Genomic DNA, 19,090 nt, shown 5'->3' on the forward strand with positions numbered 1-19,090 from the left:
GGGATAGGGAACCGATGGGCAGTCTAACTGGGGAATTGAACGGTCAGGCGATCGCCATTCTCTGGCTTTTTTGGGCACAGGAGTTAGCAATCCTTCAACGACTTATCTTAACATTCCGTATCGTTCCGGTCGGTAGGGGAATTCAATCCCGTCAGTGACTAGTGGTTGATCTGCAAATCCGAGTCCTATGCAATCTTGGTCCACCAGGAAACCACAGCAAATAGATAGAATAAAAGCCCACCAATCAACGTCACTGTTTTCTCAGAAATACGCCCTGCCACAAATTTTCCTCCCATCACCGCAATCACCGCACAGATGGTATGGCCAAGAATGGCACCCGCCGACACTCCCCAGGCATTATTAGACGCTGCTAAAGCAATGGTTGCAATCTGGGTGCGATCGCCCCATTCCGCCACAAAGGTGAGGGCAAAGCTTTCCACCACAATGCCCCATCCCCGGGGCACGATTTTTAACTTTTTCTCGCCGGAGGCAATGGCTTTTTCTGCATCTTCCATTTCCTCCAGATTTGCCGTGGCTTTCATCCGCTGAGCGTCCCACAATAGTTTTGTGCCAAAAATTAAGAAAAGAGCTACCTCGGCATAGTTGATGTATCTAGTGGGCAAAAAGGTAAGAATTTGTCCCATTAATACTGACAAAATAGTCATCGCCGCCAATCCTCCCACTACACCGACTAACACCCAACGGCGGGGATAGCGCATGGCCAAAATCATGGCAATAAAAAAAGTTTTATCCCCTAATTCCGAAACAGTTATCAACAATAATCCGGCAGTAAAAGCGGTCAGCATAGATCAGCCAGGAACAGAGCAACGCAGTAAACACCTGCCTAATTTATCATGATCTAGGTTATTTCTCTTTAAATAAACTCAATTTTTTCACCAACTATTTAGCCCACATTAATTCATATTCTATTCATTTTATCTTCATTTTTATTTCATTGTTTTTTGAGTTGCTGTTTAGTATTGACATAAAATAAAATTCTGTTGGTCAATTTATTTGAACTATAAACACTTAGTCTTTTATGCACTCTACTCGTATTGATGTATGTTTGCGAGGCGATCAGATCTAAAAGTCTGTTCAGAAAGTTGAGTTTTGGCTGTTTAATCCTCCCTTGGAAAGGGGGTAACTGTCACAAAAGTCGCCCTTTTTAAGCCAGAGCTTTAGTGAGGAGATTTAGGAGGATAAATACCTAGCCTGGCACGTTTCAAACACTTTCTAAACGATCAAACCTAGTCCCACCAAAGGGCTACCCCTTGGTCTTGGCGCAGGGCATTTTGCAGGATGGTTAACCCAAAGTCGGGATCATCCCAATCCACTCCCTCTAGCAGGTTTTGCAAATCGGGGGGGATTTCTTCGCCAGCTTCCTTGCCCATCGCGAGAATATCATCAAAACAACCAAATCCCTGGTCAATGACATCGGGGCAGAACTCGTAAATTTCCTCGGCTAGGGCTTTCAAATCCGTGGGTAAGTTCTCAAAGCGGACTATGAGGCTATCAAAGCTCACTTCACCGATTTCAATGCTATATTGCCCATCCCATTGCTGAAGCTTAGCAATCAAATCTTCTGTGGTGATGTCGTAGTTAATGCCGTTGGTTTGTTGCTCAATAATTGCCGTTGGATCAAACATAAAATAAACGAATTTTTTGACTACGCCTTAACTTTCCTTCCAAGGTAGCAGGGGATTGGGGGGAGTCAACCCTAGGTGTTCATAGGCGGCGGTGGTGGCAATGCGGCCTCGACTGGTGCGGGCCAGGTAACCAATTTGTAGCAGGTAGGGTTCGTACACTTCCTCAATGGTTTTGGCATCTTCCCCTGTGGCAGCGGCGATCGCCTCTAGGCCGGTGGGACCACCCTGGAATTGTTCAATTAAAGTTTGTAAAACTAAGCGGTCTGTCCAATCCAAACCCCGTTTGTCCACTTGGTATAAATCCAATGCTTCCGACGCAAGGGCAGGGTCAATTTCCGGCTGTTGTTTCACCTGGGCGTAATCCCTTACCCTTTTCAGTAAACGGTTGGCAATGCGGGGAGTGCCCCTGGCTCTCATGGCGATCGCCTCGGCCCCTGTGGGGGAAATAGATACGGATAAAATACCAGCGGTGCGGAGGATAATTTGCTGCAACTCATCAACCTCGTAAAATCTCAATCTTTGAATTAAGCCAAACCGATCCCGCAGCGGCGAAGTCAAAGAACCTACTTTGGTGGTGGCCCCCACAAGGGTAAAGCGGGCTAACTTTAAACTGCGGACTTTGGCGCTTTGGCCTTTGCCCATGGTGATGTCCAAACGAAAATCCTCCATGGCAGGGTAGAGCAATTCCTCGGTTAGGCGATTTAAACGGTGAATTTCGTCGATAAACAAAATATCCCCCGGTTGCAGAGCCAATAGTAGCCCCGTAATATCCCTGGGACGTTCTAACGCCGGAGCCGCAGTAATTTTGCAACGTACCTGCATTTCCTCCGCCAAAATTAGAGCTAGGGTGGTTTTGCCCAACCCCGGTGGGCCGTATAACAGCAGATGGTCGATCGCCTCTTGCCTACCTTGGGCCGCTTGGATAGCAATGCGTAACACTTCCTTGAGATCCCGTTGGCCAATGTAATCCGCTAACCGTTGGGGCCTGAGGAATGCCTCTTGCTGTTCTAACTCTGGGCTGGTATTGCGTTCCTGGGGAATGACTTCCGGGGAAAGGAGATCGGATTTAACGTTGGGAGAAAGATTATTGTTGCCGGAACGTTTAATGGCCATGGCGCAGGGAAAAGGAAAGGCTCAGCTTGAGTCGGTTCTAGTCAGTATCCCCCCATCCTACATTGGCGATCGCCGCCGGGTTGTTCGGAACATCCCAGCAAAAAAGCCTCCAGCCCTCGATAATCCGCTAACCTGAAATTAGGTACTTCTCCCCCATTTACCCAAGGCGTTAAAGCATTCAGGGGTTGATTTTTTAAGGTTATGCAAACAACCAGTGACGTTCTCATTATTGGCGGTGGCATCATCGGTTTGGCGATCGCCGTAGAACTGAAATTAAACCAAAAGCGGTTGCAGGTCACAGTGCTGAGTCGGGATTTTGCCCAGGCAGCTAGCCATGCGGCGGCGGGAATGTTAGCTCCCCATGCGGAACAGATCGCCCCAGGCCCCATGCTGGATCTATGTTTGGCTTCCCGCTGGCGTTACGGGGAATGGGTGGAAAAACTGGAACAGTTAACGGGTATGGAAACGGGTTATAACCCCTGTGGCATCCTTTCCCCCATGTTTGAAGCGCCCCAGGGCAATGGTTCTGGTTCAACTAATTCCGCTTGGTTAGACCGGGAAACCATTCGATATTACCAACCAGGGCTGGGGGAAGACGTAATTGGTGGTTGGTGGCATCCCGACGATGGTCAAGTGGATAACCGCAAACTGGTCAGCACTCTGCGGCAAGCGGCCCAATCCCTAGGAGTACAAATTCAAGAGGGAGTCACTGTTCAGGCGATCGCCCAACGTCATGGCCAAGTGACTGCGGTGCTAACGGATCAGGGTTCTTTCCAAGCAGATAGCTATGTGTTGGCCAACGGCCCTTGGGCCAAGGAATTACTGCCCCTGCCGGTATTCCCAGTTAAAGGTCAAATGATGGCCCTGCGGATGCCAGCGGGAACTCACCAGCCCTATCCCTTGCAACGGGTACTTTTTGGTCCCCAAACCTATCTGGTGCCCCGGCGGGATGGTCGTCTCATTGTGGGGGCAACTTCGGAGCAGGTGGACTGGCAGCCCCATAATACGCCCCAGGGTATTCAGACCTTATTAAGTCGAGCCATTAGACTTTTCCCGGCCCTAGGCGATTGGGCCATTGAGGATTTTTGGTGGGGATTTCGCCCCGGCACCCCCGATGAAGAGCCTTTCTTGGGCTATGGCCCCTGTGATAATCTCATTTTGGCGATCGGTCATTACCGCAACGGCATTTTGCTCGCCCCCATCACCGCCGCTTTGATTAGCGATTTAATTCTCGACCAGAAGGTTTCTCCCCTCATCCAGGCCTTTAGTTCCCAACGTTTTCTAACAACTACCAATCCCCCTGTACTGTCCTGCCGCCCTATGACTGCTGTATTTCCTTCCATTGCCAACCCTTCCCTGCCCCATGCCGCTGAAAATTCAGAGGGCAGTAAAGATTTGCTAGAAATTGCTGGCCGTAAATTCCACTCCCGCCTAATGACGGGCACCGGCAAATATCCTTCCCTCACCACCATGCAGGAAAGCGTCACCAGCAGTGGTTGCCAGATTGTCACTGTGGCAGTGCGCCGGGTACAAACCAATGCTCCAGGCCACGAGGGATTGGCGGAAGCCATTGATTGGTCCACCATTTGGATGCTCCCCAACACCGCTGGTTGTCAAACGGCAGAGGAAGCCATTCGGGTAGCCCGGTTGGGAAGGGAAATGGCCAAGTTACTGGGGCAGGAAGATAATAATTTCATCAAGCTAGAAGTCATTCCCGATACCCAATACCTCTTACCAGACCCCATTGGCACCCTAGAGGCGGCGGAACAGTTGGTCAAAGAAGGTTTTGCCGTACTGCCCTATATCAACGCCGATCCCTTGCTGGCAAAAAGGCTGGAAGAAGTGGGCTGTGCCACTGTGATGCCCCTTGGTTCCCCCATCGGTTCTGGGCAAGGTATCCGTAACGCCGCCAACATTGCCATCATTATTGAAAATGCCAAAGTTCCCGTGGTGGTGGATGCGGGCATTGGCACCCCCAGTGAAGCGGCCCAAGCAATGGAAATGGGCGCTGATGCGGTGTTGATCAACAGTGCGATCGCCATGGCGGCCAATCCAGTGGCCATGGCCCAGGCTATGGGGATGGCTACCCAGGCGGGGAGGCTCGCCTATCTGTCGGGCAGAATGCCCATTAAAGCTAAAGCCAATGCCAGTTCTCCCCTCACGGGCCTAGTGGGTTAGGAGATTTTCCGGATCAAAAGTCCCAAACTCTTAGAGCGTGTTTGAAAAGTCGGCATAATTGGGAAAAATGGTGAAGAATATAGAATTTTCACCATTTTCCATTCTTCACCCTACCTTTCAAACACATTCTTAATTAATGAGAACTTTGAAAAACAGCAACAAAAAAACTACTCAACAATTCAGGCACAGGAAATCCCAACAATACAGCGTTCATTAGCCACTAAAATTACCTTGCAGCTATCGAAACTTGCTTTGCAAATCGGCGAGCCGGGGCGATCGCCAAGGACAGGTAGCGACCCGTTAAACTTGAGTCAAGACAAATAATGCCGAATAACTATGGCAACCACCGCTGATGAAGTTTGGCAATTGCTTGGAGAACTGATCCAGTCCCAGAAAGAAACGGAACGGCGTTTGCAAGAAACTGAACGTTTACTGAAAGAACAGTCCCAAAAAAACGATCGCCAAATTCAAGAGTTGGGTAAACAAATTGGGGGTCTGGGCAAAAAATTCGGCAGCTTTACCGAAGGACTGGCCTTGCCCTCCATGGAAACTATCCTCTACGAAAAATTTGCCATGGAAGTGGTGACCCCCAGCGTCCGAGTGAGCAAGCAAGGCAAACATATTGAATTAGATGTGCTGGCCTATGCCAATGGAGAAGTGAACACTGCCATTGTGGTGGAGGTTAAAAGCCATGCCCGCCAGGAATCCATCGGTCAATTAATTAGCCACCTGCAACGCTTTCGGGAATTTTTTCCTGAGCATGGAGACAAAAAACTCTATGGCATCCTCGCTGCCGTAGATTTGTCCAATGCCCTGCGGGAAGAAGTGTTAAAAGCTGGATTATACGTCGCCCGCATTCGGGGAGAAATTTTTGAACTCGATACTCCCCCCACTTTTCAGCCCAAAGCTTGGTAAGGAGAATTTCTACCTCTACTCAACTCAAACCGCCATAAACTTTCTGCCCCTAATCCTGCTATAGAATCATTAGTCGAATCAAATTTAGACTTATTCATTCATGGCCCTTCCCCTCGACCTGGAGCAAACTTGGCTCTATCCCCTGCCCGAATTTAGTTTGATTGCATTACAAGGGGAAGACCGGCGGCGCTTTTTACACAACCAAACCACCAACGCAGTGGAAGCTAGGGCTGTGGGGGAATGGTTTGAGACCGTATTCGTCAACTCCACCGGCAGAACCCTCGAGCTTGCCACGGTCTATGTACGTCAAGACTCCCTTTGGATTCAAGTGGAAGCTGGCCAAAAAAATTTCCTCTGGCAATGGATGGATCGATTTATTTTCCCCTTTGACAAGGTGGAACTGCAGGATTTATCTGCCCATTATCGGGCGGTGGTGCTGTTGGGAGAAAAGGTTGAAGAAAATAACTTAGGTTGGCAATTGCCCGCCGGCAACCAATGGTTGGCCCAATCGGTACAGGGAGTTGAATTGCTCATTTCCGCCCAAACGGGGTTGGATTTACCTGGTTATACGGTGATTTTTCCTGCGGATCAACAGGAATTGGTTAATCAACTTTGGGGGCATTTACCCCTAATCAACCCAGACCAATGGGAAAGTTTGCGTATTTACCAGGGCAGACCCCAAGCAGGGAAAGAATTAACAGAGGACTATAATCCCCTCGAAGCGGGTTTGTGGCGAGCGATTTCTTTCACCAAAGGTTGTTACATTGGCCAGGAAACCATTGCCCGTTTGAATACTTACCAGGGTGTAAAACAAAGGTTGTGGCGCATTACCCTCGATCGCCAGGCGGAAGCGGGAACGGTGATTACCCTAGAAGGACAAAAGGTGGGTATTTTAACCAGTGTGAAAGGATTGACTGGGTTGGGTTACCTCAAAACTAAGTTGGTTAATCAGGGCATGACAGTGCAGGTGGGAGAGGCGATCGCCACGGTAGAAAAACCACCCTATCTGAGCCACCAATATTACCAAGGGCCCAGTTAGATCCCAGCACAAAAGTTTTTCCGCTCAAAAGTCAAATTGATCGGGCAAGTTTGCAAGGACTAGAAGCCTGTCAAAAGTCTTCTTGGTCAGTCTGGACATCAAACCTGGCTGCTAACACCTCTGCTACCGCTTCTTCCAAATCCAGAGGTATAAGTTGGCCATGATTTTCCCTTGGGCTGAGCCAACCATCCAAGGGCATCAGTCGTAACTGCCGACTTTCTTGCCAGAGGTCCATAACAGTTTTTCCCTGGTTATCAAGGCTAATTTCCAGATAATCAAAGCTGTTGACGTTGAGATAAAGGGATTGATTGGTAACAACGGTAGCCTGTTGAGCATCGCTAAACACATCTAGGATCCAACCCTGGCCTTCGGCCTGGGATATGCCATCCAATTGATAGTAGTAATTAACCTGTCCTAAATCGTTTAGGGCCCGTTGCATATCTTCTTTATTGACCAAAATACCCTGTTCGATCACACAGGGAGCTGGCAGTAGGGGGGAGTGAAATTCAGGATTCATGGGGGTGAGGGCGGGGTAAAAAGCTTGGTCAGTCGGTTGAAGCTAAATATTTACGATTATTAATTCCACCAGGATTACTAACAAAAATCACGTAAAAGTATTAGTCTAGATGGGGAATTTTAGTTTTGGGTTGCCAAGCCGTCGGTGGAGCGATTTGATTGATCCCCGCTTCAATTTTGATCTTAGCCCAAGAATTCGTAACTAGATTTTAAGTTTTTGCTGAGTGGCAACTTATTACCCTGGGAATGGTGATTTATGGAATGGTGGCGTCGCTGGTATTTTCTCTGGGGCGGAGATAGTGTGGGGGCGGCCATTCTGTTTTACACTCGTTTGCCCTGGCCTCCGAGCTGGCCAGTAAATTTTGACCGTATTGCCCGTTGGATAACCCTAATGGGACTTTTGCTGTCCCTAATTTTGCTGGCGTTAGATCTAGGCTTACATTGGTTGGGCATGGATAACCTATTGCAATCAGCCGTTGTGGTTAGCCTTTGGTTAGCTTTGACCGGGGGGCTCCATTTAGACGGGGTAGCGGATACGGCCGATGGTTTAGCGGTAACTAATCCCAGCAAACGCTTAGCGGTAATGCAAGACAGTTATACGGGGGCCTATGGCGTGATGGCGATCGCCGTGGTTTTATTGCTAAAAACCTTTGCCTTGGCTAGTTTTAGTGACCATGGTTTAGCAAGCTGGGCCCTTATCATGGCTTTGGGGTGGGGCCGTTGGGGCCAACTGTTGGCGATCGCCCTTTATCCCTATCTCAAAGAGGAAGGTAAGGGGGCCATGCATAAACGAAATTTAAAGCCCGGGCAAGATTTGCTGCTGGGCACAATGATTATTGTCTTCGGGGGAGTGGGCATGGGTTACGCCCTAACCATTGAGCCTTGGTTGATTCTGGGGGCTACGGGGAGTTCGGCACTAATAGCCTGGGCCGTGGGGCGGTGGCTTGCCCAACAATTTAAAGGTCACACGGGGGACACCTATGGCGCAGTGGTGGAATGGAGTGAAGTATTGATTTTGCTAGGTTTGTCCTTGGTTTAAAGGTTTGAGCCATCTCAATGGCAGTTAATTTTGCCCTGCCATGGGATTATGACCAGTATCAAAGTGAATCGGCGATAATTGTCCTAAATTTTGCAGGAGTAGACATTGGCAGAAAAACGGAAAAAACGGCGATCATCCTCTTCTTTGTTTGGAAAACCCCTATTGGGTTTGGTAGGATTGACCCTAGCGTTATATTTGTTGAGGGGCTGGGGGATTATTACCTTTTTACCTGGGGGAATCTTCCTTGGCATGGCCGCCCTCACGGTCTTGGTGGCCCTGTTGTACGGCTGGGAATTGACTAGCCGTTAGGTCAATGTTGGTAATGCTGGGGTAAAATTCAGACCGCAAACTGTTGTGATCATTGCCGCAGGTTTGTTCGTTTTTGCTTAACATTTAACTCTGTTTCCGATTCGATTCATCTAAATCTGGTTCAATTGCTGAGTTGCCATGACTGGAAAAGTTGCCGAAAGTGATCCCAAAGGACTGTTAGTACTGATTCTGCCCCTGGCCGTGGCGATGGTTTTTATCTACAAAACCTGGCGGTGGATTTTGTTCGGTCTCACCTTGGCGATCGCCTGGGTGGCCTGGGACAATTATCAATGGCAACAGAAATGCATCGCCATCGACCCCCTGTTTAACCAACTGGTGCAAAAAAATCAGGGCATCATCACCAAAGCAGATCTGATTGATGCCGGCATTGCCAAAGGTCGGGCGGCCCAACGTTATCTGGATGACAAGGTGGCGGAGTATGGACCCTACGAAAAACAGGTGGGGCAAGCGAAAGTTTACTACTTTATTTCTTCCTCTACCCTGGGCGACATTTTTGACGACAGTGAACCGGAATTGGAAGAGCCTGCCCCTAGTTCTCGCCAGTTAGCCGCTACCACCGCTCCGGTGGTGGACCATCCCCTAGTACCTCCCCAGGAAGAATTGATGGCGGCTCCGGTGGGTCAAAGTCCTTTCTCCCAATTGGCGGAAATTAAGGAAGCCCGTAAGCACCAGGAAGATGAGAAGGCGGCCGAAGCCACTACCCCGACGGAATCCACTCCAGCAGAAACTCCCCCAAGCAATTCCGCCCTGACTTTGATCCAATCGGAATTAGCCAAGCGCCTAGACACCACCTCCAGCACCCTAGCCCGGCGCAAAAACGAAGATAATTTTGCCGACTGGAGTCAAACTAGGGACCCCGATGGCCTGGCTTGGAGCTATGATCCAGAGTCCAAATTATTCGTCACCATCTAGTCCTTTAGTAATCATTTAGCATCAAGTTGTTGGCTTTCTATGACCATTACTTTCCAAGCTGTTATCGCCAAGTTGAACGAATTTTGGGCCCAGCAAGGTTGCCTCATTGCCCAACCCTTTGACACGGAAAAAGGCGCTGGCACCATGAATCCCCACACCTTTCTACGGGCGATCGGGCCGGAACCTTGGTCAGTGGCCTATGTGGAGCCTTGTCGCCGGCCCACCGATGGCCGCTATGGAGAAAATCCCAACCGGGTACAGCACTATTTCCAGTATCAGGTGTTAATTAAGCCTTCCCCGGACAATATTCAGGAAGTGTATCTTGATTCCCTACGGGCCCTGGGTATTCAGCCCGAGGATCACGACATTCGTTTTGTGGAAGATAACTGGGAATCCCCAACCCTGGGGGCCTGGGGCGTAGGCTGGGAAGTGTGGCTCGACGGCATGGAAGTGACCCAATTTACCTATTTTCAGCAATGTGGTGGCATTGACTGTCGCCCCGTTTCCATCGAGATTACCTATGGCTTGGAACGGTTGGCCATGTATCTACAAAATGTGGAGGCGATTGACCAAATTCAGTGGAATGAAAAGCTCAGCTACGGGGATATTTTCTGGCAGGGAGAAGTCGAGCAGTGTACCTATAATTTTGAAGCGTCTAACCCCGATTTATTATTTCAATTGTTTGCCCTTTACGAACAGGAAGCAGGGCAGTTAATCGAACGGGGTTTAGCTTTGCCCAGTTTGGAATACGTCCTAAAATGCTCCCATGCGTTTAATTTACTCGACGCGAGGGGAGTAATTGCCGTGACTGAGCGCACCCGTTACATTGGTCGCATTCGTAACTTAGCTAGGGAAGTGGCCCATATTTATTTACAACAACGGGAAGCCCTAGGTTTTCCCTTGGATAAAAAAGTAGATAAACCAGTTTCCCTCGTATAGGCTGATTTAAAGACTTAAATTACTGCCCAGTCTGTCCCCTACACCATTAATGGTGAATTTGTTGTTTCTTTTTTTCATTATGTCCTTTTTCCCAAATAATATTTTCGATTATGATCAACAAGCAATTACTGATTTACTAATTACTGCTTCTCTGAAAATTCTCTTTGCGCTAGCAATTTTATTAATTGGCTTTTGGTTATCGAAAAGACTACAAAAGCTAATTATTAGAGCCTTAAGAAAATCCAATCTGGAGCCAACTTTTATTTCCTTTGCGGGCAATATCAGTTACTACCTACTTTTGGTTGTGTTCTTTGTGCTCTGTTTAGCCCAACTAGGCATTCAAACTAGTTCCCTCGTCGCTCTTTTAGGGGCTTCCACCCTGGCGATCGGTTTAGCTCTGCAGGGTTCCCTCGCTAACGTGGCAGCGGGTATTTTGCTGGTGTTGTTTAATTATTTTCGGGTGGGGGAAAGGATCGAAGTTGCTGGCATTGAAGGGATCGTGGAGTCGATTGAGATACTTTCGACTACCATTTGTACCTACGACAATCGCTTGGTGACTATTCCCAATAAACAAATCATTGAAAATAATATTATTAACCATGTGGGCAAGCCCAAGCGCCGCATAGATTTAGTCATTGGGGTGGGGTACGAGGAAGATATTGACCATGTACGGTCTTCTTTACAGTGGGTAATTGATCAAAATAGTGAAGTTTGCACAGAACCAGCCCCTACCATTGCCCTGGGGGAATTAGGAGATAGCAGTGTTAATTTCTACGTGCGTCCCTGGGTAAAATCTGAAGATTACTTCCGCCTCAAATTGCAATTAACCGAAGCAATTAAACGGAAGCTAGACGAAGAAAATATTTCCATTCCTTTCCCCCAGCGGGACGTACATTTAATTCAACCAGAAACAAAGGAGTTGGATATTAAAGCGGCTTAAAAGTTAGCTAAATTTCTAAGGTTACTAAGTAATTAGGGGGAATGATTGAATTTCCCCTATGGTTTCAGTGGGGGATGATAATCGAGGGAGAAAACTTAGTTATTCTGCCCATCTTTATCAGTGAAACTCCGGTAATTGACAAGTTCCATACAATTTCCCCTTACCATCTGGTATCCAAGGATTTTTGCCACCTCGTCCCAGGACAATTAACGCTATGTTTCAGGCCACCCGTCGACGTTTAGCTTTGTGGTACACCTTGGTAACAGCGGTGTTATTGTTGCTATTTGCTAGCGGGGTTTATTTCTATGTCCGTCAAACCTTGGTAGAAAGAATTGATGACACCCTTAAGCATGTGGTGGAAGTGGTGAATCGTTCTCTGGTGGTACAAGGCCTAGACCAGGCGGAATATGGGCTGAATGTGTCGGCAAGTTTTCGCGATAATGACGCTTCCGTGGACGATGACCACATTGATTTGGAGTGGTTCAGTGCGGAGGGTCGCTTGCTGTGGTCCACCATGGGCAACAATTCTCCCCTTTCCCTTGCTAGCCAATCTAAGACAGAGACAGTTTCTTTTTCCGGCGATCGCCAGTTGCGCCAAGTAACAAAAAGAATTCAGGAAGAGGGCATGGTATTGGGCTATCTGCGGGTGAGCCATCCTTGGTTTGAAGTGACTAAACCCATTCAACAATTGGCCTGGGATTTAAGCTTTGGACTAACTATTTTGGTGAGTAGTGCGGCGGCCATTGGTTGGTTTCTATCGGGGTTAGCAATGGAGCCGATCGCCGAATCTTACCAGAGCTTGAAACAGTTCACCGCCGATGCCTCCCACGAACTTAGAAACCCCATTGCGGTGATTCAAACCAATGTGCAACAGGCTTTGGAATATCCCGAAGCGGACCCCCAACAACAACGCCAACAACTCCAGGTCATTGAACGACTCACCCAACGGCTGGGTAATTTGGTCAATGATCTTTTATTCCTGGCCCGTTCTGACAGTGGGACCCTCGGCCGGACTTGGCAAACCATTCCTTTGGATGCGCTCTTAATTGAGGTGATTGAAGAGCAAAGGCTCACCGCTGAACAACGGGGAATTTTTCTTTCCCTCAGAATCGAAAGCCGGGGAGAGGAACTGGAGGAAGACTTCACTGTGCAAGGAGATTGGGACCAGTTGGCTCGCCTATTCACTAACCTAATTACCAACGCTTTTGACCATAGCCGGCCCCGGGAACAAACGGAACCTTCCGTAGCCCTCACCCTAGAACACTGTACTGCTGACCATGGGGCCCTGCGACCTAGGCAATCTGGCTTACAGGTCACAGTGGCAGATAACGGGGTGGGCATTGACCCAGAGCAAATTCCCCATTTATTTGACCGCTTTTTCCGGGCGGATCCTTCCCGATCGCCTAATCAGGGGGTTGGTCTGGGGCTGGCGATTGTGGCGGCCATTGTTCAGCATCACCAGGGCAAAATCAGTGTCACCAGTTCTCCCCAGGGCAGTCAATTTCGGGTGCAACTGCCCAGTGCCGCTCCCCTTGGATAGACAGTTAAATTTCCTAGTTTTAAACTTCTTACTTTGCTTTGTCGTTTCCCTACGATTTCCCCTGCTCACTGAACAACAAAGCTAATTATTTTCCTGTTTTTCCGCCGATTGTCGGGCTAGACCCTGGATAAAGCCAAAAACTACCAACAGATTGGAAAGGGATAAAAATACCTCTGCACTGCCGTGGAGCCAATCTACATCGGCCAACTGGGCTTGGTAATGGCTTTCAGCGTAGAGCCCCGCAGGGATAGTTACCACAACAAACACCAATAGAACATAAAATCCCACCATTACGAGCTTGGGGGTTTGCGGCGATTGCCGTAGCAACCAGAGAAAACCCAGGTAGGGAAAAAGGGAAAGGGCAAAAAGATTTTCCTTGGCAAAAATTTGGCTAAGTTCCATCAGGGCTTGGGGGCAGAGGGCTGGGCTGATTGACGATAAATCCACCAGGCCGCCAGGCAAAGGGTAATATTGCCAATCACGGTGGTCAGGGCCTGGAGCGTCACTAACCAATCTAACTGACTAGCATTGTCAAAGAAATGCCAAGTACAGGCACAGGTGGCACTCACCAGGGCTGGCACCATCCCCCAGGCCAGGGCCCGCCAGTGGCCATAACCAGCTTTTGTAGCATAACGACTCACCAAGGCGATCGCCACTATCCATTCAATGACACTGGAAATATGGACCATCCAAGTGGGAATTGAGAGAGCATTCACTATGGGCTATCCTGGGTGACTGATTTCTATTCAGTAACGATTGTAATCAAAACAAACCAATCATACTGTTTCAAGCCACTACCAACCGGGGGAAGCAACTTGAGCCATGTCTTTTAGGCAAGACCTTTAGGCAAATGGTAACAAAAGCGTTTCGTCTGGTGTGGGTGCAATTAGGATTTCAAGGAAAAACTACACCGTCTTCATGAAGCTAGACCAATGCGATACCCACCAGGAAGAAAAACGCCCTATCTGGTCCATTGGTTAATTTTGGTTAATGCCCAAGGCTGGCGATCGCCAGTAATTCCCGAAGCCAATCAGTGCCTGGGTTGGGCTCTTGGCCGGAGGAAATGTCCTACCATGGGGAATGCGTAACGAAATATTAAGCAAGTTTCCGTGCTTGTTGCTATGCCCATGACCCCGATCGCCATTTTATTCTCCACCCCCTTGAAGCGTTTCCTGCGGGAAAAAGTGCTCCTGGGCAATGCCCCCAGTTGGGAGTTACTGGCCATCCTCAGCATTTACTTTGTGCAAGGGGTGTTGGGTCTTTCCCGTTTAGCGGTGAGCTTTTTTCTCAAAGATGAATTGGGACTGAGTCCAGCGGCCATGGGCGCTCTGATTGGTCTGGGGGCGGCTCCCTGGATTATGAAGCCAGTGCTTGGTTTAATGTCCGACACGGTGCCCCTATTTGGCTATCGACGGCGATCATACCTGTGGTTATCGGGGTTAATGGGTAGTGCCGGTTGGCTATTGTTTGCTGCCTGGGTGAGCAGTGGTACTCAAGCCGGGTTAGTGTTACTTTTCACTTCCCTATCCGTGGCGATCGGCGATGTGATTGTCGATTCCCTAGTGGTGGAACGGGCCCAACGGGAATCCTTAGCCCAAGTGGGATCTCTGCAATCCCTCACCTGGGGAGCCGCCGCTGTGGGGGGCATTATCACCGCCTATGCCAGTGGGGCTTTGTTGGAGTGGTTTAGCACCCGCACCGTATTCGCCATCACCGCCATTTTTCCTTTGCTGACCGTTGGGGCAGCTTTTTTAATCAGCGAAGTTTCCACCGCTGAGGAAGAGGAGAAACCGCAACCCAAGGCCCAAATTAAATTGGTTTGGCAGGCGGTACGTCAAAAAACGATTCTATTGCCCACTTTGTTTATTTTCTTTTGGCAGGCAACCCCCAGCGCCGAGTCAGCCTTTTTTTATTTCACCACCAACGAGTTAGGCTTTGAGCCGAAATTTTTGGGGCGGGTGCGCTTGGTCACTAGCGTGGCCGGATTGATTGGGGTGGGACTTTACCAACGCTTTTTAAAAACCTTGCCTTTCCGGGTGATCATGGGCTGGAGTACAGTGATTTCCAGCCTGCTGGGGTTAACTACCCTGATTTTAATTACCCACGCCAACCGAGCCATGGGTATTGATGACCATTGGTTTAGCTTGGGGGATAGCATTATTCTCACCGTAACGGGGCAAATTGCCTTTATGCCGGTGTTGGTTTTGGCCGCGCGCCTCTGTCCCTCGGGCATTGAAGCGACTTTGTTTGCCCTATTGATGTCGGTGATGAATTTGGCCGGCGTATTGTCCTTCGAGGTGGGGTCATTACTGACCCATTGGCTGGGGGTAACGGAAACTCAATTTGATAATTTGGCTTTGTTGGTCATTATCACTAACCTTTCCACCCTGCTGCCCTTGCCCTTTTTAGGACTGTTGCCAGCGGGAGATCCCCAAGTAAAAGACAAAACAGAAAAAGAGGATAATCCCGATGACCCAGGCGATCGCCTGGTTTTGCCTCCAGCAGAAGTGTTTGAACATCATACAGTGGGCAGTTTGAGCGACCAAAATTTCTTGCCCGAATTTGTCCCGGAAAAAAGTTCCAGCCGTCCCTAGTTTCCGGTGAGTAGGGCTACAACGCTTTGCCCCTGGAGGCAATACTTTAGACTGGAGAGGGGATTGATTGGCCTCGAACTGCCTGTTTTGCTAATCCAGGCCACCCCGCCCAGAATCTAGCTGTGACCCTGTAACCTCCGAGTTTTGTAACAATGTGGCTTCTTTTGCTCATCCTTGCTGTCATCACTTATTTTGTGGTTAAAAGCAATGCCGCCCCCATCACCCGCACCCCGATTTGGATATTGTGGTTGGTGTTGATGGCCCCGGCCACCCTCTGGACAATTTGGGCCATGATTTACGGCCCCGATGCCCCTCTGCCGGCTTTGTTATTGCTAGGGCCATTTTTGGTTTGTCCACTGCTCTACTGGTGGTTGGTGCAAAAAGGTCGCATTGTCCCCGATAAAGAGGCCCAAGCTACCGCTTCCCCTAGCACCGATGGCACCCAAGGAAAAGAGCAGAAATCATCACAGCCAACCCCTCGACCCATTGATGCGGCGGAAGAAAAGTCTTTGCGGGATTGTTTTCCCTGGGGAGTGTATTACCTCCAGCAATTAGACTATCGCCCCCAAGCCATTCTGTGCCGAGGGAAATTACAGGTAGCGCCGGAAATGGCCTATGAACGGGTCAAGGGCAACGTGGAAGATGTCTTTGGCGATCGCTTTTTAGTTTTATTTCAGGAAAGTTTACAAGGCCAACCTTTTTTCGCCTTGGTCCCTAACCCGGCCCAGGCGAGGGAAGATGGCGTTAATAATGGCGAAAAGCTCCATAAACCTTGGTTAGCGTTAACTTTACTGCTGCTCACTGGGTTTACCACCACCATGGTGGGGGCGGAAATGGCCGGTTTGACCCCCGAAAAATTCCAGGCAGGCATCCAGACGTTAATGGTGGGTTTACCCTACAGTTTGGCAATTTTGACCATTTTGGGGTGCCATGAATTAAGTCACTATGGGGCAGCGATCCACTACAAAATCCGCACCACTTTGCCCTATTTCATTCCCATTCCCTTCTTTTTGGGTACCTTTGGCGCTTTTATCCAGATGAAGTCCCCAGTGCCCCACCGTAAGGCCTTATTTGATGTGGCGATCGCCGGGCCGTTGGGGGGCTTGGTGGTGGCGTTGCCAATTTTATGGTGGGGGTTGGCCCAATCCACTGTGGAACCCATGCCGGACAATACTAACCTGTTGCGGTTTGATGCCCTGGATTATCGTTTTTCTCTGCTGATGACCCTAATTACGAAGGCAGCGTTGGGCAGTCAATTAGGGACTAATACGGTGTTAGACCTCCATCCCTTGGCGATCGCCGGTTACATTGGTTTGATTGTGACTGCCTTGAATCTGATGCCCTTTGGTCAATTGGACGGGGGGCATATTATCCACGCCATGTTGGGGCAACGGGCGGCCATTGTGACAGGGCAAATTACCAGGGTGGCCATGGTGCTGCTGTCCTTTATCCGTAGTGATTTTTTCATCTGGGCAATTATTTTGTTACTGATGCCTGTGGGGGATCAGCCAGCTTTAAATGATGTCAGCGAACTGGATGACCGTCGGGATTTGTTAGGTATTCTGGCGATCGCCATTTTGATTTTGATCCTTTTACCGGTGCCGCCCCCAGTATCCCAGTGGTTGGGAATATAGAATTAAGAACGTGTTTGAAAAGCCCCCCTGACCCCCCAAATTTGGGGGGAAACAGACGCAAAGTCCCCCAATATTGGGGGATTTAGGGGGCAAAACAAGACTTTACAAATGTCCTCAAAAATTGCCAATGCTCTTGGAATCGTTTCAGGGCCTGTTTTAAAACTGTTAATCGACTTTCCAAATCCCTTACTCTTAGAACTTTAACTTTGAGTGGGGGGAGGTTTGCCCCATACCCTTACCGATTGATGGGGAAAAAATCGTAGCCGGTCACATGGCTGGGGGAAGGTTTAATTTGCACCAAGGTGGCTTGCCCTGCCCGATCGCCGTTGGGTAAAAAGCGCACTTCCCCGTTAATGGTGCTAGAAACAAATTCCGGTTCCGTCAAAACTTTTTGTAAACCTTCACGGCTGGGAGCGACGGCCAAGGCATTGGCCACGACATAAACCGCATCGTAGGTGGCCGCCGTACGCCAAGACACATCTCCCCCCCAAAACTTGCGGGCCGCCTCGGCAAAGGGACGATTGGCCTCACGTTTGGAACTCCAGGGAATGGCCACCATTAAACCCACCATGCTCTGTCCCTGCTCCAACGTTTTAATCGTAGACAGGGGACTATTGCCATAGAGCTTTAACTGTCCCCGGTTGGCATCACCAAGGGCAAAGGCACGGTCTAGGCGATCGATGTGGGGCAAAATCAGCAATCCCTGGGCCCCGCTGGCAACAATTTCTGCCATTTTGGTTTGGCTGTTGAAATTAGCTTCACTCAGATCGCAGACGGTGGGGGCTAACTGGCCGCCGCTGGCCAACAAACCAGTGGTAAATTCCTGGTAAAAAGAAACGCCATCGGGAGCTTTGGAATCGTAGCAAACCGCCACTTGGTCCACTTCTTTCCCGACCTGTTGCACCAAGGTTTGGGCGGAGGTATTGATTTGGGGAATAACCCGAAAAATATGGTTGCCAACATTGGTAATGCCATTGGCGTCGCTGGTGGCGTTGACCAGCACCAATCCCCCTGCTTCGTAGGTAGGGGCCGCACTGAGGGTGGCACTGCTGGCATTGTGTCCCACCACCCCCAAAATCTGATTTTGTTTGACTAACTCCCCGGCAAATTGTTGGGCTAAAGTGCCGTCATTGGCATCATTGACAATGGTGATGTGCAGAAAACGACCGTCAATCCCGCCCTTTTGATTAATTTCTTCCTGGGCCTGGGCCGCTCCTCGCAAAATTTCCTGGGCAATGTTGAGGCTACTGCCCACCGGGGCCACCACCGCTATCTGGAGGGGATTATGGTCTAAAGCCCGCAGATTGTTCAGATAGATCCAGGCTTCCGGGTCGTTGGGGGATTTTTCCAGATATTGAGTTAACTGTTGCAACGCTTCCTGGTTTTTACCCTCGGCGATCGCCTTGGAAGCAAATAGTTTAGTTTCGTTATCCATGGTGGGAACAAGCACCTTTTCCCCCGTACTGACATTGGCTTGTAATTCCCTTGGCATGGACCCCGTGGTGGATAAACCGGGCCCCACCGTAGCAGGATTCATTCTATTAAATAAAAACCAACCTCCCCCTCCCACAATGCCCAGGGTGACTAACAACGCACCGATTAAAATGGGAATCTCGTTTTTGTAGGACATATTGGCACTCACACTTAAGGGCGACCGACCAAACACAGCTTGGTAGGCATCAAGGGTATTCTTTCCAACATACTAGACCTCAAAGCCTGTCCCCATGGTTTCCCTCTGCTGTAGTTACCGAAAGA

Annotated in this window: 20 protein-coding genes and 1 pseudogene; 13 read left to right on the top strand and 8 right to left on the bottom strand. The window is 49.3% G+C overall.

From position 1 onward, the window contains the following. Window positions 1-14: 14 nt before the first annotated feature. A complete protein-coding gene (locus BWK47_RS16920; RefSeq protein WP_204250409.1) occupies window positions 15-158 on the top strand; it encodes a hypothetical protein in 144 nt (47 codons plus the stop codon). Between the two features lie 27 nt (window positions 159-185). Here BWK47_RS16920 and BWK47_RS12430 read toward each other — a convergent pair whose 3' ends face one another. The 3 genes from BWK47_RS12430 to ruvB form a co-directional block, all read right to left on the bottom strand. Further along, entirely contained in the window at window positions 186-806 is a 621-nt protein-coding gene (locus BWK47_RS12430; RefSeq protein ID WP_162328871.1) for a TMEM165/GDT1 family protein, read from the bottom strand. Between the two features lie 441 nt (window positions 807-1,247). Further along, window positions 1,248-1,646 (bottom strand): DUF4253 domain-containing protein, encoded by a 399-nt coding sequence (locus BWK47_RS12435; RefSeq protein ID WP_162328872.1) that lies wholly within the window; start codon window positions 1,644-1,646, stop codon window positions 1,248-1,250. Between the two features lie 27 nt (window positions 1,647-1,673). Beyond that, entirely contained in the window at window positions 1,674-2,759 is a 1,086-nt protein-coding gene (gene ruvB / locus BWK47_RS12440; RefSeq protein WP_162328873.1) for a Holliday junction branch migration DNA helicase RuvB, read from the bottom strand. A 201-nt stretch (window positions 2,760-2,960) separates the two neighbouring features. Here ruvB and thiO point away from each other — a divergent pair. The 4 genes and pseudogenes from thiO to ygfZ form a co-directional block, all read left to right on the top strand. Continuing rightward, window positions 2,961-3,986 (top strand): annotated as a pseudogene (gene thiO, locus BWK47_RS17140) (glycine oxidase ThiO); the annotation flags it as partial. A gap of 93 nt (window positions 3,987-4,079) precedes the next feature. Further along, complete coding sequence (locus tag BWK47_RS17145; protein ID WP_269467711.1) at window positions 4,080-4,937, top strand: thiazole synthase; 858 nt, start codon at window positions 4,080-4,082, stop codon at window positions 4,935-4,937. A gap of 336 nt (window positions 4,938-5,273) precedes the next feature. Further along, complete coding sequence (locus BWK47_RS12450) at window positions 5,274-5,852, top strand: DUF3782 domain-containing protein (protein ID WP_162328875.1); 579 nt, start codon at window positions 5,274-5,276, stop codon at window positions 5,850-5,852. Window positions 5,853-5,952: 100 nt separating this feature from the next. Then, entirely contained in the window at window positions 5,953-6,891 is a 939-nt protein-coding gene (gene ygfZ / locus BWK47_RS12455; RefSeq protein WP_162328876.1) for a CAF17-like 4Fe-4S cluster assembly/insertion protein YgfZ, read from the top strand. 70 nt (window positions 6,892-6,961) lie between these two features. Here the strand turns inward: ygfZ and BWK47_RS12460 are convergent, their stop codons facing one another. Then, on the bottom strand, window positions 6,962-7,408 hold the full coding sequence (locus BWK47_RS12460; protein WP_162328877.1) for a hypothetical protein: 447 nt from the start codon (window positions 7,406-7,408) through the stop codon (window positions 6,962-6,964). A gap of 255 nt (window positions 7,409-7,663) precedes the next feature. Between BWK47_RS12460 and cobS the strand changes: the two genes are divergently transcribed. Further along, on the top strand, window positions 7,664-8,446 hold the full coding sequence (cobS, locus tag BWK47_RS12465; protein ID WP_162328878.1) for an adenosylcobinamide-GDP ribazoletransferase: 783 nt from the start codon (window positions 7,664-7,666) through the stop codon (window positions 8,444-8,446). Window positions 8,447-8,671: 225 nt separating this feature from the next. Here cobS and BWK47_RS12470 read toward each other — a convergent pair whose 3' ends face one another. After that, a complete protein-coding gene (locus BWK47_RS12470) occupies window positions 8,672-8,839 on the bottom strand; it encodes a hypothetical protein (protein WP_158299081.1) in 168 nt (55 codons plus the stop codon). A gap of 54 nt (window positions 8,840-8,893) precedes the next feature. Here BWK47_RS12470 and BWK47_RS12475 point away from each other — a divergent pair, with 54 nt between their 5' ends. The 4 genes from BWK47_RS12475 to BWK47_RS12490 all read left to right on the top strand — a co-directional run bounded on the left by BWK47_RS12475 (window position 8,894) and on the right by BWK47_RS12490 (window position 13,107). Then, complete coding sequence (locus tag BWK47_RS12475; protein ID WP_162328879.1) at window positions 8,894-9,688, top strand: hypothetical protein; 795 nt, start codon at window positions 8,894-8,896, stop codon at window positions 9,686-9,688. A 39-nt stretch (window positions 9,689-9,727) separates the two neighbouring features. Next, the gene (gene glyQ / locus BWK47_RS12480) at window positions 9,728-10,627 is read left to right on the top strand and encodes a glycine--tRNA ligase subunit alpha (RefSeq protein WP_162328880.1); all 900 of its coding nucleotides are present in this window, start codon (window positions 9,728-9,730) and stop codon (window positions 10,625-10,627) included. Window positions 10,628-10,676: 49 nt separating this feature from the next. After that, window positions 10,677-11,567 (top strand): mechanosensitive ion channel family protein, encoded by an 891-nt coding sequence (locus BWK47_RS12485; RefSeq protein WP_162328881.1) that lies wholly within the window; start codon window positions 10,677-10,679, stop codon window positions 11,565-11,567. A gap of 214 nt (window positions 11,568-11,781) precedes the next feature. Then, window positions 11,782-13,107 (top strand): sensor histidine kinase, encoded by a 1,326-nt coding sequence (locus tag BWK47_RS12490; protein WP_162328882.1) that lies wholly within the window; start codon window positions 11,782-11,784, stop codon window positions 13,105-13,107. 81 nt (window positions 13,108-13,188) lie between these two features. Here the strand turns inward: BWK47_RS12490 and BWK47_RS12495 are convergent, their stop codons facing one another. Both BWK47_RS12495 and BWK47_RS12500 read right to left on the bottom strand, forming a co-directional pair. Beyond that, window positions 13,189-13,554: a DUF3593 domain-containing protein gene (locus tag BWK47_RS12495; RefSeq protein ID WP_162329693.1), complete on the bottom strand. Its 366-nt coding sequence runs from the start codon at window positions 13,552-13,554 to the stop codon at window positions 13,189-13,191. Further along, complete coding sequence (locus tag BWK47_RS12500) at window positions 13,509-13,823, bottom strand: DUF2499 domain-containing protein (protein ID WP_162328883.1); 315 nt, start codon at window positions 13,821-13,823, stop codon at window positions 13,509-13,511. Before BWK47_RS12500 ends, BWK47_RS12495 begins: the two co-directional genes overlap by 46 nt. 216 nt (window positions 13,824-14,039) lie before the next feature. On the opposite strand from BWK47_RS12500, the gene BWK47_RS12505 reads away from it, so the two are divergent. The 3 genes from BWK47_RS12505 (at window position 14,040) to BWK47_RS12515 (ending at window position 17,335) form a co-directional block, all read left to right on the top strand. Then, the gene (locus BWK47_RS12505; RefSeq protein ID WP_162328884.1) at window positions 14,040-14,195 is read left to right on the top strand and encodes a hypothetical protein; all 156 of its coding nucleotides are present in this window, start codon (window positions 14,040-14,042) and stop codon (window positions 14,193-14,195) included. 21 nt (window positions 14,196-14,216) lie between these two features. Continuing rightward, window positions 14,217-15,701, top strand: a complete 1,485-nt coding sequence (locus BWK47_RS12510) for a folate/biopterin family MFS transporter (protein WP_162328885.1) — start codon at window positions 14,217-14,219, stop codon at window positions 15,699-15,701. Between the two features lie 152 nt (window positions 15,702-15,853). Further along, complete coding sequence (locus BWK47_RS12515; protein WP_162328886.1) at window positions 15,854-17,335, top strand: site-2 protease family protein; 1,482 nt, start codon at window positions 15,854-15,856, stop codon at window positions 17,333-17,335. Window positions 17,336-17,570: 235 nt separating this feature from the next. Here the strand turns inward: BWK47_RS12515 and BWK47_RS12520 are convergent, their stop codons facing one another. Then, on the bottom strand, window positions 17,571-18,965 hold the full coding sequence (locus tag BWK47_RS12520; RefSeq protein WP_237269631.1) for a Sll0606 family photosystem II assembly protein: 1,395 nt from the start codon (window positions 18,963-18,965) through the stop codon (window positions 17,571-17,573). Window positions 18,966-19,090 lie beyond the last annotated feature (125 nt).

It is taken from the genome of Synechocystis sp. CACIAM 05 (genome assembly GCF_010222815.1).
GTDB lineage: Bacteria > Cyanobacteriota > Cyanobacteriia > Cyanobacteriales > Microcystaceae > Synechocystis.

Coding starts and splice junctions, on each gene's coding strand:
- BWK47_RS12505 (WP_162328884.1), top strand. CDS start 14,040: ATGCGATACCCACCAGGAAGAAAAACGCCCTATCTGGTCCATTGGTTA.
- BWK47_RS12475 (WP_162328879.1), top strand. CDS start 8,894: ATGACTGGAAAAGTTGCCGAAAGTGATCCCAAAGGACTGTTAGTACTG.
- BWK47_RS16920 (WP_204250409.1), top strand. CDS start 15: ATGGGCAGTCTAACTGGGGAATTGAACGGTCAGGCGATCGCCATTCTC.
- BWK47_RS12490 (WP_162328882.1), top strand. CDS start 11,782: ATGTTTCAGGCCACCCGTCGACGTTTAGCTTTGTGGTACACCTTGGTA.
- BWK47_RS12470 (WP_158299081.1), bottom strand. CDS start 8,839: ATGTTAAGCAAAAACGAACAAACCTGCGGCAATGATCACAACAGTTTG.
- cobS (WP_162328878.1), top strand. CDS start 7,664: ATGGAATGGTGGCGTCGCTGGTATTTTCTCTGGGGCGGAGATAGTGTG.
- BWK47_RS12485 (WP_162328881.1), top strand. CDS start 10,677: ATGGTGAATTTGTTGTTTCTTTTTTTCATTATGTCCTTTTTCCCAAAT.
- BWK47_RS12430 (WP_162328871.1), bottom strand. CDS start 806: ATGCTGACCGCTTTTACTGCCGGATTATTGTTGATAACTGTTTCGGAA.
- BWK47_RS12450 (WP_162328875.1), top strand. CDS start 5,274: ATGGCAACCACCGCTGATGAAGTTTGGCAATTGCTTGGAGAACTGATC.
- glyQ (WP_162328880.1), top strand. CDS start 9,728: ATGACCATTACTTTCCAAGCTGTTATCGCCAAGTTGAACGAATTTTGG.
- BWK47_RS12435 (WP_162328872.1), bottom strand. CDS start 1,646: ATGTTTGATCCAACGGCAATTATTGAGCAACAAACCAACGGCATTAAC.
- ruvB (WP_162328873.1), bottom strand. CDS start 2,759: ATGGCCATTAAACGTTCCGGCAACAATAATCTTTCTCCCAACGTTAAA.
- BWK47_RS12520 (WP_237269631.1), bottom strand. CDS start 18,965: ATGTCCTACAAAAACGAGATTCCCATTTTAATCGGTGCGTTGTTAGTC.
- BWK47_RS12460 (WP_162328877.1), bottom strand. CDS start 7,408: ATGAATCCTGAATTTCACTCCCCCCTACTGCCAGCTCCCTGTGTGATC.
- BWK47_RS12515 (WP_162328886.1), top strand. CDS start 15,854: ATGTGGCTTCTTTTGCTCATCCTTGCTGTCATCACTTATTTTGTGGTT.
- BWK47_RS17145 (WP_269467711.1), top strand. CDS start 4,080: ATGACTGCTGTATTTCCTTCCATTGCCAACCCTTCCCTGCCCCATGCC.
- ygfZ (WP_162328876.1), top strand. CDS start 5,953: ATGGCCCTTCCCCTCGACCTGGAGCAAACTTGGCTCTATCCCCTGCCC.